The organism is Conyzicola sp. (assembly GCF_046714715.1).
In the GTDB taxonomy this organism is placed as follows: domain Bacteria; phylum Actinomycetota; class Actinomycetes; order Actinomycetales; family Microbacteriaceae; genus Conyzicola.
In genome coordinates this window covers 1-15215 of record NZ_JBKKAD010000110.1, presented here as the reverse complement: position 1 = coordinate 15215, position 15215 = coordinate 1, and the positions used below count along the sequence as shown (strand labels likewise).

The window sequence follows — 15215 nt, the reverse complement described above, 5'->3', positions numbered from 1 at the left end:
AAATTTCTTTTTTTTTTTGTTGGGCGCGGCCGGGGGGGGCGGCGGGGGCCCGCGGCGGCTGCAAAACCTACTCGACCGTGAAGCCCTGCTCCTGCGCGTACTTCACGATGATGTCTTGCAGGTCGGTGGCCGCCTGCGATCCACCCACGTCACCGGCGGCGATCTTCACCAGCTGCGCCTGGAGTTGCGCGTAGTAGTAGACGCTGAACGGGCTGTAGGTCGTGCCCTCGTAGGCGTCGGCGGCGGGGATGTAGATGTCCTTGTTCGCCGTCTGACCGCCGAAGAACTCGACCTCGTTGTTCACGAACTCGTCGGAGGTGAGCACGTCTTTGTTGAGCGGGAAGATGGTCTGCGTCTTCCAACCGTCGGTGAGCGAGGCCTCGTCGGCGTAGAGGCCCAGGGCAACCGTCGCCGCGAGCTCCTTGTCGCTCGCCTGGGTGGTCACCGCGAGCGCGGATCCGCCCCAGTTGACCGACACCGGGTTGTCGGCGTCCCACTGCGGCAGCGGAGCCACCGCGAAGAGCCCCGCGTCGTCGCCCTGCCCGACTCCGGCGCCGGTGAGGTAACCGGGAGCCCAGGCCGCGGAGACGTAGGTGGCGTACTTGCCGCCGACGACGCCCGCGATGTAGTCGGTCGTGAACTGGTCTTCGGTGCCGATGAGGCCCTTCTCGGTGAGCCCGGCCCAGTAGTCCATGACCTCTTTGACCTCGGGGGTGTCGAGGTTGATCGAGATCTTCTGCGGGTCGGCGAGGTCGTAGTCGAACGGCACCGCCCCGTTCTGCTGGAAGAGCGCCGTGAGCGCGGCTGGCACGTTGCTGCCGAGGTTGCCGAACCAGGGGCCGCCGGCGTCCTTGACGGTCTGCGCGGCCGCCTCGTACTCCTCCCACGTCGTGGGCGGGGTGATGTTGTACTGCTCGAAGATGTCTTTGCGGTAGATCATCGCCATCGGGCCGCCGTCGATGGGCACGGCGTAGACGGCGTCGCCCTGCGAGACATCCCCCCACGATCCCTCGGCGAAGTTCTTCTTCACGTCGTTCGCGCCGAGGTCGCTGATGTCGACGAGCGCCTCCTGGATCTCGAAGCCGACGAGCTGGTCGGTCTCGAGCATCACGACGTCGGGCGCGCCCTTGCCGGCCGAGACGGCGGTCTGCAACTTGGCGTACTCGTCGGCGCCCTGACCGGCGACGGTCCAGCACACCTGTACGTCGTCGTTCGCGTTGTTGAAGTTGTCGACGACCGTAGCCATGTTCGGATACCAGGCCCAGACGGAGACGACGGGAGCGTCGGCGTTGACGATCTTGTTCGTGCAGTTGGTGGGCTTGGCGTTCGAGCCGCCCTCGCCGCCCCCGCCGTCGCCGCTGCAGGCGGCCAGACTGGCGACGATCGCGATCGCGGACAGACCCGCGACGAGTGATTTCTTCTTCACTGTGATTCCTCTCGGTCGTGCATGGACTTCGTTGTCATGAGCGGTGGATCAGCGGGTGCAGGCCCTCGTTGGCCGCCGTTTACAACGTTGTATATAACGTTGTAAAGGACATAATGCAGAGCGGATGCGGCCGATGTCAAGAGCAGCGCCGCAATCGGCCCGACGTTAGTTCTGCGGCAGCGTGCTGGACTCGCGCACGACCACGCGGTACGCGGCGAGATGCTCACGCGGCTCGATTACCGCGCCCGGGTTGCCGATGCGCTCGAGCAAATACCGCACCGCCACCTCGGCGATCTCCTCTTTACCCGGGTCGATCGTCGACAGTGTGGGCAGCGTGTAGCGCGTCTCATCGATGTCGTCGTAGCCGATGACCGCCACGTCGTCGGGGATGCGCAGGCCAGCCTCCTGCATCACCCGCATCGCGCCGAGGGCCATCGAGTCGTTGAACGCCACGAGTCCGTCGAACCGCGCGCCCGAGTCGAGCAGCAGGCGCATCGCCTGGGCACCGCCCGAGCGGTACCAGCCGCCCACTTCGCCGACCAGCTCGTCGTCGTAGGCAATGCCGGCGTCGGCGAGCGCCTCGCGGTAGCCTGCGAGCCGCAGACCCGCCGAGCCGATGACCTCGCCGCGGTGCGCGCCGACCACGGCTATACGGGTGCGGCCGAGCCCGATGAGGTGTGCGGTCGCGGCGCGTGCTCCCTCGGTGTTCTGCATGGTGACGTGGTCGGTGGGGCCGTGGAAGATGCGCTCCCCCAGCAGCACGAGGGGCGTGGTCACGTCGTTGAGGATGTGCGCGTCGTCTTCGCCGAGGGCGAGGGCGCTGTACAGGATGCCGTCGACCTTCTGCTTGCGCTCCCCGCCGAGCAGCCCGATCTCGCGATCGCGGTCGGCCCCCGACTGTTCGATGATGACGCTGAGACCCTGGGCATCGGCGGCGCGCATCACGACGTCGGCGAGCTCGGCGAAGTAGGCATTGCGCAGGTCGGGGATGATCAGGCTGATCACACCGGTACGCCCAGACCGCAGCCCCCGCGCGATGAGGTTCGGACGGTAGCCGAGCTCGTCGATCGCCGAATTCACACGGTCGCGCGTCTCGGGACGGATGTGCGGGTAGTCGTTCACCACGTTCGACACCGTCTTGATCGACACCCCGGCCAACCGCGCCACGTCGTGCATCGTGATCGACATGTCGTTCCCCCTCGCGGTCGGTTGCCTCACTTTACAACGTTGAAACGGTCGCGGGCGCGGCCAATCTCCGTCGCAGTTGCGTCGATTGTGGCAGGGTGGGGCGCCGGGTTGCGCCGTTTGGGGCAGCTGGGGCAGTCGAGTGCCCCAAACGACGCAATCGGATGCCGCGGCCAGCCCGCGCCGCCGGAGTCACGGGCGCTGCGGCCGTCTCGCACGCGCGCGGCTGTTCGCACGACCGCACCCGAGCCGAACGGCCGCACTCCGCGGGCCGCGCTGTGTTTTTTCACTAGCGCGGCGGGATATTCGGGCGCGGATGTGAAAAAACACGGCCAAACGGGCGGATGTCACGGGCCGGGGCCATTCGCCGCGGCGCTTCGCACGGCTCGAGTGCCTCGTACCTGAGGTTTGATACGCTTCCGTGCATGACCGAGCTGGACGATCTGCGCCGCGTCGCCTTCGGGCGCACGTCCAACGCGGCGGAGGAAACCGCGGCGGCCGAGGCACGCGCGGCGCTGGCCGCACTCGAGGCGCATCAGGGGCAGGTGCGGGCCAATCACGAGGCGGCCGAATTCACGCGGGCGCGGGCGAGCGCGCGCGACGCTGCTGCTGGAGCGACGCCCGGCCACGAGGCCGAATCGGGCAAGGCAGTGATGACCGACGGGAAACCGGAGTCCGCCGTGTCGGGCGGCGTCACTCTCGACGTCGTCGAGGTGTACGACGAGCCGGGCTACCTGCACCGCCTCGGGGCGACGTGGCGTGTGTGGGCCGTGCCCGCCTTCGCGGCGTTCGTCGTCGGCATTGCGCTGACCATGGCATCCGGCCTGGTCGTCTCGAACTTGATTGCGCGCGCGGATTTCGCGGATACCGTCGCGTCCGGGGAACCGGCTCGCGGCGGCGAGCCGGGCAATCTGGAGTTGGCGACCGCACTGCTGGCGCGCGCACAGACGCCCGAAGACGTTCTTCCGCTGGTCGACGAGTCGATCGACGCCACCACGACGCACGCCCTGCGATCACCGTCGGGCGGCCAGGTATATGCGGCTATGTCCGTCGATGGCAACATCTGCCTGATCGTGGCAGACGCCGCCGAGGGTGGGACGTACAGCACGTGCGCTCCGCCGAGCAATTTCGCAAGCGGGGGAATCTGGGTCGGAACGTCGGCCGACGGCGTGGAACTCAAGGTGCGCTGGGACGGCGTTAAGGTCACCGAGTCGCGGTCGCTGTTGTAGGACTCCACCAGCTGCCCGGGGCGCCGGTACGTGAGGTTTGATACGCTTCGGCCCATGACCGAGCTGGACGACCTGCGCCGTGTCGCGTACGGGCGCACGTCGAATGCAGCGGAAGAGGCCGCGGCGGTCGAGGCACGCGCGGCGCTGGCGGAGCGCGAGGCGCACGCCCGGGAGATCGTCGACGACGGAGCATCGGCGTCCGCCGTGTCGGGCGGCGTCACCCTCGACGTCGTCGAGGTGTACGACGAGCCGGGCTACCTGCACCGGCTGGTGGCGACCTGGCGAGTGTGGGCGGTTCCCGCCTTCGCGGCATTCGTCGTCGGCATTGCGCTCGCCGTGGCATCCGGCCTTCTGGTGCTGAACGCGGCGACCCGCGAGGATGGCGACGAAAGTCCCGCCGACAGAAGCGAGACGGCCGAGCCTGCCGTGCCACACACCGGCACTCTTGCTCTTGGGCCGGGTGGCGACCTCGAGGCGGCGACCGCTCAGCTGGCGATGCCCCAGTCGCCGGACGACGCAGTTGCGAATCTCGATGCCGAGATCAATCCTTCAACGACGCAACTTCTGCGCGCGACACCAACGGATACGGCATACGCGGCGATGTCCCACGATGGAAAGATCTGCTTGCTCGTGCTGTGGATCGGTGACAGCAGCCCGACGTGGATCTGCGTCGTGCCAAGCGAATTTCTTGGGGTGGGGTTGACAATTATGCGGGTCGACGACAAAGAGGCGGTTATGTTGCATTGGGACGGCGTGACCGTCGTCGAGACGATCACGCTGCAGTAGGCGCTGGTTGAGCGGGGCGCTCGGCAAGGTTTCGATACGGCCGCAGGCGGCCTACTCAACCAGCGGTTCGGCCCTAGACGTTGTCTCCACCCGAGTCGCTGAAGACGGACGCCGACGAAGCACCGCCCCACGACCACTCCGTCACCTCGGGGATGTCCTCGCCGTGCGAGCGCGTGTAGGCGCGAGCCCTCGAACGGGAGTCCTGCATCGCCTGTCGCAGCGAGCCCTCCTTCTCGGCCAGGCCGGGCACGCGGTCGAGCACGTCGATCACGAGCTTGTAGCGGTCGAGGTCGTTCATCATCACCATGTCGAACGGCGTCGTGGTGGTGCCCTCCTCCTTGAACCCGCGCACGTGCAGGTTGTTGTGCCCGTGACGGCGGTAGGTGAGACGGTGGATCAGCCACGGGTACCCGTGGTACGCGAAGATCACCGGCTTGTCGGTCGTGAAGATCGCGTCGTACTCCTTGTCGCTGAGCCCGTGCGGGTGCTCGCCCTCGCTCTGCAGACGCATGAGGTCGACGACGTTGACCACGCGCACCTTCAGATACGGAACCTTCTCGCGAAGAATGGATGCGGCCGCGAGCATCTCCAGGGTCGGCACATCCCCCGCGGACGCGAGCACGACATCCGGAGCCTCGCCGGCCACCTCGGTGCCGGCCCAGTCGAACAGGCCGAGACCGCGCGTGCAGTGGTCGATCGCCTGGTCCATCGTGAGCCAGTTGGGCGCGGGCTGCTTTCCGGCCACCACGACGTTCACGTAGTCGACGCTGCGCAGGCAGTGGTCGTAGGTCGACAGCAGGGTGTTCGCGTCGAAGGGCAGGTAGACGCGCACGACGTCGGCCTTCTTGTTCACGACGTGGTCGATGAAACCGGGGTCCTGGTGAGAGGCGCCGTTGTGGTCCTGGCGCCAGACGTGCGACGACAGCAGGTAGTTGAGCGACGCGACCGGACGGCGCCACTCGATGTGCCGCGAGCTCTTCAGCCACTTGGCATGCTGGTTGAACATCGAGTCGACGATGTGGATGAACGCCTCGTACGAGTTGATGATGCCGTGGCGTCCGGTGAGCAGGTAGCCCTCGAGCCAGCCCTGGCACTGGTGCTCGCTGAGCATCTCGATCACGCGGCCGGCGCGGGCGAGGTGGTTGTCGCTGTCGATCGACAGGGTGCCGGCGTCCCACTGCTTGTCGGTCACCTCGAACACGGCCTGCAGGCGGTTGCTCGCGGTCTCGTCGGGTCCGAAGATGCGGAAGTTCGTGGGGTTCTTCGTGATCACGTCGCGAAGCCAGTTACCGAGAATCGCGGTGGCTTCGCTCGCGGATGCGCCCGGGCTCTCCACCTCCACCGCATAGTCGCGGAAGTCGGGCAGCTTCAGCGCCTGACGCAGCAGCCCGCCGTTCGCGATGGGGTTCGCGCTCATCCGCAGGTCGCCCTCCGGCGCCAAGGCCGTGGCCGCGGCGGTGACGGCGCCGTTCTCGTCGAAGAGCTCCTCGGGCTTGTACGAGCGCAGCCAGCTCTCGAGCAGGCGCGTGTGCGCCTCGGTGTCGCGGGCGTTCGACAGCGGAACCTGGTGCGAGCGCCAGTTGTTCTCGGCGGGGTGTCCGTCGATCTCCTTGGGGCAGGTCCAGCCCTTCGGGGTGCGCAGGATGATCATGGGCCAGGCCGGGCGTCCGTCGAGAGTTCCGGCCGCGGCATCCGCCTTGATCTGCGCGATCTGGTTGAGAACGAGGTCCATCGTCTCGGCGAGGCGCGCGTGCACGGCGATCGGGTCTTCGTCGTCGAATCCGCCGCTGACGACGTAGGGGGTGTGCCCGTAGCCGCGCATGAGCTGCAGCAGTTCTTCTTCGGGGATGCGGGCGAGCAGGCTCGGGTTGGCGATCTTGTAGCCGTTGAGGTGCAGGATCGGCAGCACGACGCCGTCGTTCACGGGGTCGATGAACTTGTTCGAGTGCCAGCTGGTGGCCAACGGTCCGGTCTCGGCCTCCCCGTCGCCGACGACGGTCGCGACCAGCAGGTCGGGGTTGTCGAACGCGGCGCCGTACGCGTGGCTCAGCGAGTAGCCGAGCTCACCTCCTTCGTGGATCGAACCGGGGGTCTCGGGCGCTACGTGCGACGGAATGCCTCCGGGGAAGGAGAACTGGCGGAACAGCCGGCGCACACCGTCTTCGGTCTTCTCGATGGTGTTGTACACCTCGCTGTAGGTGCCGTCGAGGTAGGCGTTGGCGACCATCCCCGGGCCGCCGTGGCCGGGACCGGTGACGTAGATCGCGTTGAGGCTGCGCTCTTGGATGACACGGTTGAGGTGTGCGTAGATGAAGTTGAGGCCCGGGGTGGTACCCCAGTGGCCGAGCAGGCGCGGCTTTATGTGATCTTTCGTGAGCGGCACCTTCAGCAGCGGGTTGTCGAGCAGATAGATCTGGCCGACCGACAGGTAGTTCGCCGCCCTCCACCAGGTGTTGAGTTGTTCGAGTGCTTCGGAATCGAGAGTGTGGGGTTCGCGGTACTGCCAGGCGTTCATAACTACCTTTCGTCGGTACTCTCAGGCTGCACCACCGGCGGGGTCGCTGGCTAGGGACGTACGTCCCGTTGCTGGCCGGCCGATGTCGAAGTAATGAAGCGCTGACCGTTCCACACGACCGACAGGGAGCCCTTCACGTTCAAGGCGATTCCTCCGGACGCGAATTCGACCGGGGTGACGCAGATCCCGCCGCCGGACCCCGCAGTGTTCGGCATTGCCAGCACGCAGAAGTCGTCCGTGCCGGTGCGCCCGATCCACACGACCATGTCGTGGTCGGTGTAGACCATTCGGGTCGAGGCCGGATCGAGCTCGAGCCCCGCCATCATGCTTCGATCGATTTCGTCCTCGGGCCGTTGGGCGCCGGCGAACCACAGCTGGGCCGCTTCCACGTCGCCCTGGCTGGGTTCGACGGGATGGTTCGCGCTGAGCGGGGCCACAGATGGCGGGAGTTCGCTGGAGCCGGGCGTGAAGGCGGGCGCGGGTTCGACGGCGGGGGCTGCGCGGCCGGTCGCGATCATCGAGCCGGCGCCGAGCAGCAGGCCGACGACGAGCGCGACCGCCGTCGGCGCCAGCCACGTGAGGCGGCGCGCGCGGTGCGGCTCGGCGGGCGCTTCGACCGGCTCGGCGACCGAGGGCGCTTCGAGGTGCGAAGCGACCGGGGGCGGGCCGGGGAGCGGTGAGGTCGTGTCATCCGCAACCGTCAGCGCCGCCTCGAGCTCGTGCCGGGCAGCGGCGGCTCGTGCTTCGTCGTCGGGCGAGTAGGTGCGGCCGAAGGCTATTCGGCGAAGTTCGGCGAGGCGGGCGTCATCCACGGTCATGGCCAGAGAATACCTCTTATCGAGGGATTCTCGGAGAACGCTGGCTCGCGGGGCAGATTTTCTGGTTCTCGAAAACGGTGGTTCAGTTCGTGTTGATACTCAGCACGAACTGAACCAGCGAAATCGCGGACGTCCTATTCTTCCCGGGTCGCGACGACCTTGAGCTGGCTGCCGTTCCACACGGCGGTGAGCACCTCAGACGAGACGGTGAGCCCGCGGTCGGCGAAGTCGGGCGGCAGGGCGCAGCTGCCGGTGGTCAGGTCCGTCACGGTCACCGTCGTCTCGAGGCAGAGCTGGCCGTCGACGCGCTTCGCGACCCAGACCTTGGCGAGCGAGCTGGCGTGCACGAGGCGCACGCTCGAGCGGTCGAATTCCGGAAGCAGCGAGCCCACGCCCTCGAGGTCCTCCTCGGACTGCGGTTCGGAGAACCACCGCTCGGCCGCCTGCACGTCGCCGGCGAGCGTGGACTCGCCGGGCGGGTCGCCGAGAAAGTAGTTGACGCCGGTCTCGCCGGATGTCGAAGCGGATGTCGCGGGCTCAGCTTCGCCCGGACGCAGCGCCCACACTCCCGCTCCGGCGATCACGGCGCCGACGAGCAGCCCGACTGCCGCGGGTGCGAGCCAGCGACGTCGTCCTTCGGTTGCTGAGCTCGTCGAAGCGTCGGGAACTGTCTCGACCGGGGGCGCTTCGACAGGCTCAGCGACCTCAGGCTCGACGACCGCGGGTTCGGCCTCCAGTCGCGCGAGCTCGGCCAGAGCGGATGCGGCAGCTCGCTCTTCGTCAGCGTTCGTCGTGCGGCCGAATGCGACGCGACGCAGCCGGTCTAGATCAGCATCCGTTTCATCCATGGTTACCGTTCGTTGCCGACTACCGACGGGATTGGGGTTGTGCGGGTTGAGTAGGTCGCTCAGCGACCGTAGCGAAACCGGCGAGGGTTTCGATACAGGCCGCAGGCGGCCTTACTCAACCAGCAGCGCGGCCGCAGGCGGCCCTCCTCAACCGGCGGTGGGCGTGGTCTCCGCGATCTCGGCGCCGAAGATGGCGACGAGCAGGCTGTTCGTCCAGGCGATGAGCTCGGCGTCGTCGAGCGGCTCGCCGTTGACGCGCGGCATCGGGATGGCGACGGCGGCGTTCGCGGCGAAGTACTTCGACCCCGGGTACATGCGCTGCAGCCGGATCTGGATCGAGTCGGCCAGGGCGACGCCCGCGACGCGCAGGTTGCCGCCCATCGCCACGACCTCGCTGAGGCCGGCCTTCACCGCCATGCGGCGCAGACGGGACACCGCGATGAGGTTCGTCACCTGCTCGGGCGGCTCGCCGTAGCGGTCGGCGAGCTCCTCGAGCACGAGGTCGATCTGCTCGGGGGTCGAGGCCGGCGCCGACGCGGTCGAGAGCTTCTGGTAGGCCTCGAGGCGGAGACGCTCGCTCTCGACGTACTCCTCGGGGATGTGCGCGTCGACGGGCAGCTCGAGACGCAGTTCGGTCTGTCCCTCGGCGACGTCGCCACGGAAGGTCGAAACGGCCTCCCCGATCATCCGCAGATAGAGGTCGAATCCGACGCCCGCGATGTGTCCGCTCTGCTCGCCCCCGAGCAGGTTGCCCGCGCCGCGGATCTCGAGGTCGCGCAGGGCGATCTGCATGCCCGCGCCGAGCTCGTTGTTGGCGGCGATCGTGGAGAGGCGCTCGTGGGCGGTCTCCGACAGCGGCTTCATCTCGTCGTAGAGGAAGTAGGCGTAGGCGCGCTCGCGGCCACGTCCGACCCGACCGCGCAGCTGGTGCAGCTGGCTGAGCCCGTACTTGTCGGCACGGTCGATGATGAGCGTGTTCGCGTTCGCGATGTCGAGACCGGTCTCGACGATCGTTGTGGAGACGAGCACGTCGAACTTGCGCTCCCAGAAGTCGACCATCACCTGTTCGAGCACGCTCTCGGGCAGCTGGCCGTGGGCGATCGCGATGCGCGCCTCGGGCACGAGCTCGGAGAGTTGCGCCGCGACGCGGTTGATGGATGACACGCGGTTGTGCACGAAGAACACCTGGCCCTCGCGCAGCAGCTCACGGCGGATCGCCGCCGAGACCTGCTTGTCGCTGTACGGGCCGACGAAGGAGAGGATCGGGTGGCGGTCTTCGGGCGGGGTCGCGAGGGTCGACATCTCACGGATGCCCGTGACCGCCATCTCGAGGGTGCGGGGAATCGGGGTCGCCGTCATGGCGAGGATGTCGACGTTGGTCTTCAGCTTCTTGAGCGCGTCCTTGTGTTCGACGCCGAAACGCTGCTCCTCGTCGATGATCACGAGGCCGAGGTCTTTGAAGGCGATGCCCGAGCCGAGAAGACGGTGTGTTCCGATGACGACGTCGACCGTGCCATCCGCGAGCCCCGCCAGGGTCTCCTTCGATTCCTTCTCGGTCTGGAACCGGCTGAGGGCCCGCAGGTGCACCGGGAAGCCGGCGAAACGCTCGGCGAAGGTCTCCATGTGCTGGCGCACGAGCAGGGTGGTCGGCACGATCATGGCGACCTGCTTGCCGTCTTGCACGGCCTTGAACGCGGCGCGCACGGCGACCTCGGTCTTGCCGTAGCCGACGTCGCCGCTCAACAGCCGGTCCATGGGGATGGGCCGCTCCATGTCGGCCTTGACCTCGTCGATCGTGGTGAGCTGGTCGACGGTCTCGGCGAACGGGAAGGCGTCTTCGAGCTCGCGCTGCCAGGGGGTATCTTTCGGGAAGGCGTGACCCTTCGACGCCATGCGCGCCGAGTAGAGCTTCACGAGCTCGACCGCGATGTCGCGCACGGCCTTGCGCGCCTTGTTCTTGGCGTTCGACCAGTCGCTGCCGCCCATCTTGCTGAGGCTGGGCGCCTCGCCGCCGACGTAGCGGCTGAGCAGGTCGAGCTGATCGGTGGGCACGTAGAGCTTGTCGCCCGGCATGCCGCGCTTGCCCGGGGCGTACTCGATGACCAGGAACTCGCGGCTGCGCTTGACGGCGTTGCGTCCGCCGCTGGAGACCTCGCGCTGCACGAGCTCGATAAACTTGCCGATGCCGTGGGTCTGGTGCACCACGAAGTCGCCGTTCTTCAGCTGCAGCGGGTCGACGACGTTCTTGCGGCGGCTCGCGAGCTTCTTCACCTGGCGGGCGTCGTAGCCGACCGCTCGGCCGTAGAACTCGCTCTCGTTGAGCAGGGCGAACTTGATCTCGGGCAGCTCGAAACCGTGCTCGGCCGAGGCCTTGAGCAGGTAGGCGACGCCCGGCTCGAGGGCAGCCGCCTCGCTCGCGGGGAACTCCTCGACGAGCCGCCCCGCCAGCTCGCGCTCGGCGAGCACGTCGACGGCGCGCTCGACCAGGCCCTGGCCGCGGGCGACGATGACCACCGTCCAGCCGTCGCGCATCAGGGTCTCGACGTGGTCGATGGCGCCGGTGGGCTGGCCGGCGAAGCTGGGCACGGCGCTCGCGTCGATGCGCACGTAGGTGTCGTCGGAGTCGAGGGTGGCCGCGACGCGCGCCTCGAGGTCGGCACCCTGCTGGTTGAGTAGGCCGCCCGCGGCCGTATCGAAACCGGGCTCGGTCGCCCCGCTGTCGAACGAGCTCATGGTCCACCAGGCGCGCGCGCCGGCCGAGGCCCGTAGCGCGTTCAGCGTGACGAAGTCGCCAGCGTCGAGGTCGATCGGTGCTTCGGCACCCGCGGTGGCGGCGTTCCACGCGGCGGCGAGGAACTCCTGGTTGGTCTCGACGAGGCTCACGGCCCGGGTGGCGACCTTCTCGGGCGAGAGCACGACGATCGCGGCCTCGGCCGGCAGGTAGTGGGTGAGCGGAACGAGCCGGTCGAGCAGCGCGGGCGCGAGCGACTCCATGCCGTCGACGGGGATGCCCTCGCCGATCTTCGCGAGCATCTGGGCGAGGCCCGGAAACTCGTGCTGCATCTCGCGGGCGCGCTGGCGCACGGCGGGGCTGAGCAGCAGTTCGCGGCTCGGCGGCAGCTGCGCGTGCTCGACCGTGTCGGGCAGCGAGCGCTGGTCGGAGACCGAGAACGGGCGGATCTGCTCGAGCTCGTCGCCGAAGAACTCGAGGCGCAGCGGGTGCTCATCGGTGGGCGCGAAGACGTCGAGGATGCCGCCGCGCACCGCGAACTCGCCGCGGCGCGTTACCATGTCGACGCGTGAATAGGCGAGGTCGATGAGCTCGAGCGTGATGCCGGGCAGGCTGTAGCCCCGGCCGCCGGCCTTGAGGTCGATGGTCGGCGTTTCGATGAGGTTGTCGGCGAGCGGCTGCAGGGCGGCGCGCACGCTCGCCACAACGACGATCGGACGCGAACGGTCCCACTCGGCGAGACGGCGAAGCGCGGCGATGCGCTTGCCCACGGTCTCGCTGCTCGGGCTGAGCCGCTCGTGCGGCAGGGTCTCCCACGCCGGGAACTCGATGATCTCGGCGTTCGGCAGCACCGACGACAGCGACTCGCGCAGGGCCTCGCTCTCGCGACCGGTCGACACGATGGCGAGCAGCGCCTGCGCGTTGGGCCGCTTGGCGAGCAGGCCGGCGATGAGCGGGGCGCGGAGGCCGTCGACGAGCGAGAATTCGGCGTTGCGGGTGGCGTACGAGAGTGCGTCCTCGAACGTGTGGGCGCGCGAAAGCGCCGTAATTAAACCTTCGAGTATCACCGCTTAAGTGTAGGCGGTGCCGCCGACACCCGCCGGGGCCGGGCGGGGTTCGGTCAGGCCGACCCGTGTGCCGCGCCCGAGGCGCGCGACGGGCTCGCCAGTACGGCGCGGGCGTGGGCCGCATCCGTCACAGCCGACCTGATTCCCTCGCGGTACGAGGGGTAGCTGGGTGCCCAGCCGAGTTCGGCCCGCGCTCGCGCGTTCGAGACCCTGATGGATGTCGCGGTCAGCAGCTCTGCGCGATACGGGGCCGTGCGGCGCATCAACCACGACGGGACCACCGTCGGGTCGGGCGACTCGAACGCCCGCGCGCGCGCCTCGTGCACCTCGCGCCAGGTCGCCGGGGTGTCGTCGACCACGTTGTAGACCGACCCGGCGGGAGCGTCGAGCGCGGCGACCGTGGCGGCGGCGGCGTCTTCGACGTGCACGAAAGGCAGCACACCGGCCGAGTCGGACGCGACGGTGGGAATCGGCCCGCGGCCGCGGTAGAACAGCCCGTAGCGCAGGGCGACTCCGCCGAACGCGCGTGCCTGCTGCTCGTTGCTCAGCAGGGCGCGGTGCACGTTGTCGACCGGCCCGCCCGGGCGTTCGCCGAAGGCCGCGTCTTCGTCGACGGGCTTCTGGCCGAAGTTCTCGAAACCGTAGCCGTAGAACGCGGAGGCGGAGACGAACCGGGTGGCGCCGGTAGCGCGGGCGGCCGCGATGAGAGCACTCGTGCCCTCCATGCGCAGGCGGTTGGTCTTGTGCATGTGTGAATACCGGCGGGGTTCGCGGCTCAGCGCAGTGGCCTGGTGAATAACGGCGTCGAACTCGAGACCGTCGACGGCGGCGAGCAGCGCTTCACGGTCGACGATGTCGACTTCGAGCTCGGAAGAACCAAACGAGGTCACCCCCGTGGAGTGGCGCGCGACACCCGTCACGGTGTGACCGGAACGCACCAGGAGAGGCACAAGGAGGCGCCCTATTTCTCCGGTCGAACCGGCAAGGAGAACGCGCATGCCTTAAGAGTAGGCGAGCCTCGGGGGTTAAAAATCCCCCTTGAGGATGAACGATTTCGACAGGGTCAATCCGCGTGGCTAGTCGGCGGGGGCCGACGTGTGGAAACGCAGTTGGGCGGCCGTGAGACTCTCGCGGGCGACCTGCTCGACGGCGTCCGCGGCATCCGAAACCAGGTTCGCCAGAATCTTCTTCTCGTCGCTCGAGAAGTCTTTGAGCACGAAGTCCGCGGCCGGCTGCCGGCCCGGAGGGCGGCCGATGCCGATGCGCACGCGCACGAATTCGGGGCTGCCGATGGCCGCGGCGATGTCTCGCACGCCGTTGTGGCCGCCGTGACCCCCGCCGCTCTTCAGCTTGATCGAGTCGAAGGGGATGTCGAGCTCGTCGTGCAGCACGATGAGGTTGGCCGGCTCGAGCTTGTAGAAGCGCATGAGCGCGGCGACCGGGCCGCCCGACACGTTCATGTACGTGTTCGGTTTGGCGAGGATGACGCGCGGGCCCTGGCCGCTCAGCCTGCCCTCGGCGACCGTCGCGTTGGTCTTCTGGCTCTTGAACGGCGCACCGATGCGGCGCGCCAGTTCGTCGAGGGCCATCTGGCCCACGTTGTGGCGATTCCCGGCGTAGCCGGGCCCGGGGTTACCGAGCCCGACTACAAGCCAGGGGTTCTCGTCCAGCTCTAGCTACTCAGGGCTAGAACTACTCGGCGGCCGGAGCGGCCTCTTCGGCGGGAGCCTCGTCGGTCTCCTCGCCGAGGTCCTGCTCCTGAGCGATCGAGATGGCGACGATGAGGGTGTCCTCGTCGGTGATGAGCGACGAGCCCTCGGGAAGGATGAGGTCCTTCGCGAAGATCTGGGTGCCGTCCTCGGCGCCCTCGATCGACACGACGACCGACTCGGGGATCGCGGTCGCGAGGGCCTCGAGCGAGATGGTGTTCGAGTCCTGGTTGACGGTCGTTCCGGGAGCGGCTTCGCCCTCGAGGTGGATCGGCACGTCGATGGTGACCTTCTCGCCCTTGCGCACGACGATGAGGTCGATGTGCTCGATGATCTGGCGAACGGGGTCCTTCTGGACGTCCTTGACCAGCGCGAGCTGTCCCTTGCCGTCGATGTCGAGCTCGAGGACGGCGTTCGACTTGCGGAGGATGAGGAGCATCTGGTGGCCCGGGAGGGACACGTGCACCGGCTCGGTGCCGTGGCCGTAGAGCACGGCGGGGATCTTGCCGAGGGCACGGAGCTTGCGGGCTGCGCCCTTGCCGAACGATTCGCGGAGTTCCGCGGTGACCTTCAGGTCATCAGACATAGTGTTCTCCTCACGGGTCTTGCACCCGATTGGTCGTGCCGCGATGTGCGCGGCGGAATGGAAGAGTCAACTCGAACGCGTATCTGCGTGAGGAAAAGCCGGAAGCCAGACCACCGCGTCGATCACGGAAGCTGCCACGGGCCGCTTCCCTCGCCGAAGTTCAGTGGGAGAGTCTACCGCACGGGGCTGAGGCCCGCGACCGCCTCGGTGACTATCGCATCGACGGTCGCGTCGACGTCGACCACGAAGCCCGGCTCATCCGCGTCGAGCTCCTCCAGGAGCGCGAACTGCGAGTCGAGCAGCGAGGTGGGCATG

Annotated in this window: 11 protein-coding genes; 2 read left to right on the top strand and 9 right to left on the bottom strand. The window is 68.0% G+C overall.

Annotated elements, in window-relative coordinates:
* Positions 1 to 67 precede the first annotated feature (67 nt).
* Both ACLQ6X_RS08690 and ACLQ6X_RS08685 read right to left on the bottom strand, forming a co-directional pair.
* Positions 68 to 1426 carry an ABC transporter substrate-binding protein gene (locus tag ACLQ6X_RS08690; RefSeq protein WP_411699775.1) on the bottom strand — a complete coding sequence of 453 codons (1359 nt, stop codon included), beginning with the start codon at positions 1424 to 1426 and terminating at the stop codon, positions 68 to 70.
* Between the two features lie 165 nt (positions 1427 to 1591).
* Positions 1592 to 2614 (bottom strand): LacI family DNA-binding transcriptional regulator, encoded by a 1023-nt coding sequence (locus ACLQ6X_RS08685; protein WP_411699774.1) that lies wholly within the window; start codon positions 2612 to 2614, stop codon positions 1592 to 1594.
* A 422-nt stretch (positions 2615 to 3036) separates the two neighbouring features.
* On the opposite strand from ACLQ6X_RS08685, the gene ACLQ6X_RS08680 reads away from it, so the two are divergent.
* Both ACLQ6X_RS08680 and ACLQ6X_RS08675 read left to right on the top strand, forming a co-directional pair.
* Positions 3037 to 3840 (top strand): hypothetical protein, encoded by an 804-nt coding sequence (locus tag ACLQ6X_RS08680; protein ID WP_411699773.1) that lies wholly within the window; start codon positions 3037 to 3039, stop codon positions 3838 to 3840.
* 54 nt (positions 3841 to 3894) lie between these two features.
* Positions 3895 to 4626: a hypothetical protein gene (locus ACLQ6X_RS08675; protein WP_411699772.1), complete on the top strand. Its 732-nt coding sequence runs from the start codon at positions 3895 to 3897 to the stop codon at positions 4624 to 4626.
* A gap of 73 nt (positions 4627 to 4699) precedes the next feature.
* Here the strand turns inward: ACLQ6X_RS08675 and ACLQ6X_RS08670 are convergent, their stop codons facing one another.
* From ACLQ6X_RS08670 to ACLQ6X_RS08640, 7 genes are all read right to left on the bottom strand, one after another.
* On the bottom strand, positions 4700 to 7141 hold the full coding sequence (locus ACLQ6X_RS08670) for a phosphoketolase (RefSeq protein WP_411699771.1): 2442 nt from the start codon (positions 7139 to 7141) through the stop codon (positions 4700 to 4702).
* 50 nt (positions 7142 to 7191) lie between these two features.
* Complete coding sequence (locus tag ACLQ6X_RS08665) at positions 7192 to 7959, bottom strand: hypothetical protein (RefSeq protein WP_411699770.1); 768 nt, start codon at positions 7957 to 7959, stop codon at positions 7192 to 7194.
* 134 nt (positions 7960 to 8093) lie between these two features.
* Positions 8094 to 8807 (bottom strand): hypothetical protein, encoded by a 714-nt coding sequence (locus tag ACLQ6X_RS08660; protein WP_411699769.1) that lies wholly within the window; start codon positions 8805 to 8807, stop codon positions 8094 to 8096.
* Positions 8808 to 8954: 147 nt separating this feature from the next.
* A complete protein-coding gene (gene mfd, locus ACLQ6X_RS08655) occupies positions 8955 to 12605 on the bottom strand; it encodes a transcription-repair coupling factor (RefSeq protein WP_411699768.1) in 3651 nt (1216 codons plus the stop codon).
* Between the two features lie 53 nt (positions 12606 to 12658).
* Entirely contained in the window at positions 12659 to 13603 is a 945-nt protein-coding gene (locus ACLQ6X_RS08650) for an NAD-dependent epimerase/dehydratase family protein (protein ID WP_411699767.1), read from the bottom strand.
* A gap of 78 nt (positions 13604 to 13681) precedes the next feature.
* The gene (gene pth / locus ACLQ6X_RS08645) at positions 13682 to 14275 is read right to left on the bottom strand and encodes an aminoacyl-tRNA hydrolase (protein WP_411699776.1); all 594 of its coding nucleotides are present in this window, start codon (positions 14273 to 14275) and stop codon (positions 13682 to 13684) included.
* 22 nt (positions 14276 to 14297) lie between these two features.
* Entirely contained in the window at positions 14298 to 14900 is a 603-nt protein-coding gene (locus ACLQ6X_RS08640) for a 50S ribosomal protein L25/general stress protein Ctc (protein WP_411699766.1), read from the bottom strand.
* Between the last annotated feature and the right edge of the window lie 315 nt (positions 14901 to 15215).

Coding starts and splice junctions, on each gene's coding strand:
- ACLQ6X_RS08640 (WP_411699766.1), bottom strand. CDS start 14,900: ATGTCTGATGACCTGAAGGTCACCGCGGAACTCCGCGAATCGTTCGGC.
- ACLQ6X_RS08680 (WP_411699773.1), top strand. CDS start 3,037: ATGACCGAGCTGGACGATCTGCGCCGCGTCGCCTTCGGGCGCACGTCC.
- ACLQ6X_RS08650 (WP_411699767.1), bottom strand. CDS start 13,603: ATGCGCGTTCTCCTTGCCGGTTCGACCGGAGAAATAGGGCGCCTCCTT.
- ACLQ6X_RS08685 (WP_411699774.1), bottom strand. CDS start 2,614: ATGTCGATCACGATGCACGACGTGGCGCGGTTGGCCGGGGTGTCGATC.
- ACLQ6X_RS08665 (WP_411699770.1), bottom strand. CDS start 7,959: ATGACCGTGGATGACGCCCGCCTCGCCGAACTTCGCCGAATAGCCTTC.
- ACLQ6X_RS08670 (WP_411699771.1), bottom strand. CDS start 7,141: ATGAACGCCTGGCAGTACCGCGAACCCCACACTCTCGATTCCGAAGCA.
- ACLQ6X_RS08660 (WP_411699769.1), bottom strand. CDS start 8,807: ATGGATGAAACGGATGCTGATCTAGACCGGCTGCGTCGCGTCGCATTC.
- ACLQ6X_RS08675 (WP_411699772.1), top strand. CDS start 3,895: ATGACCGAGCTGGACGACCTGCGCCGTGTCGCGTACGGGCGCACGTCG.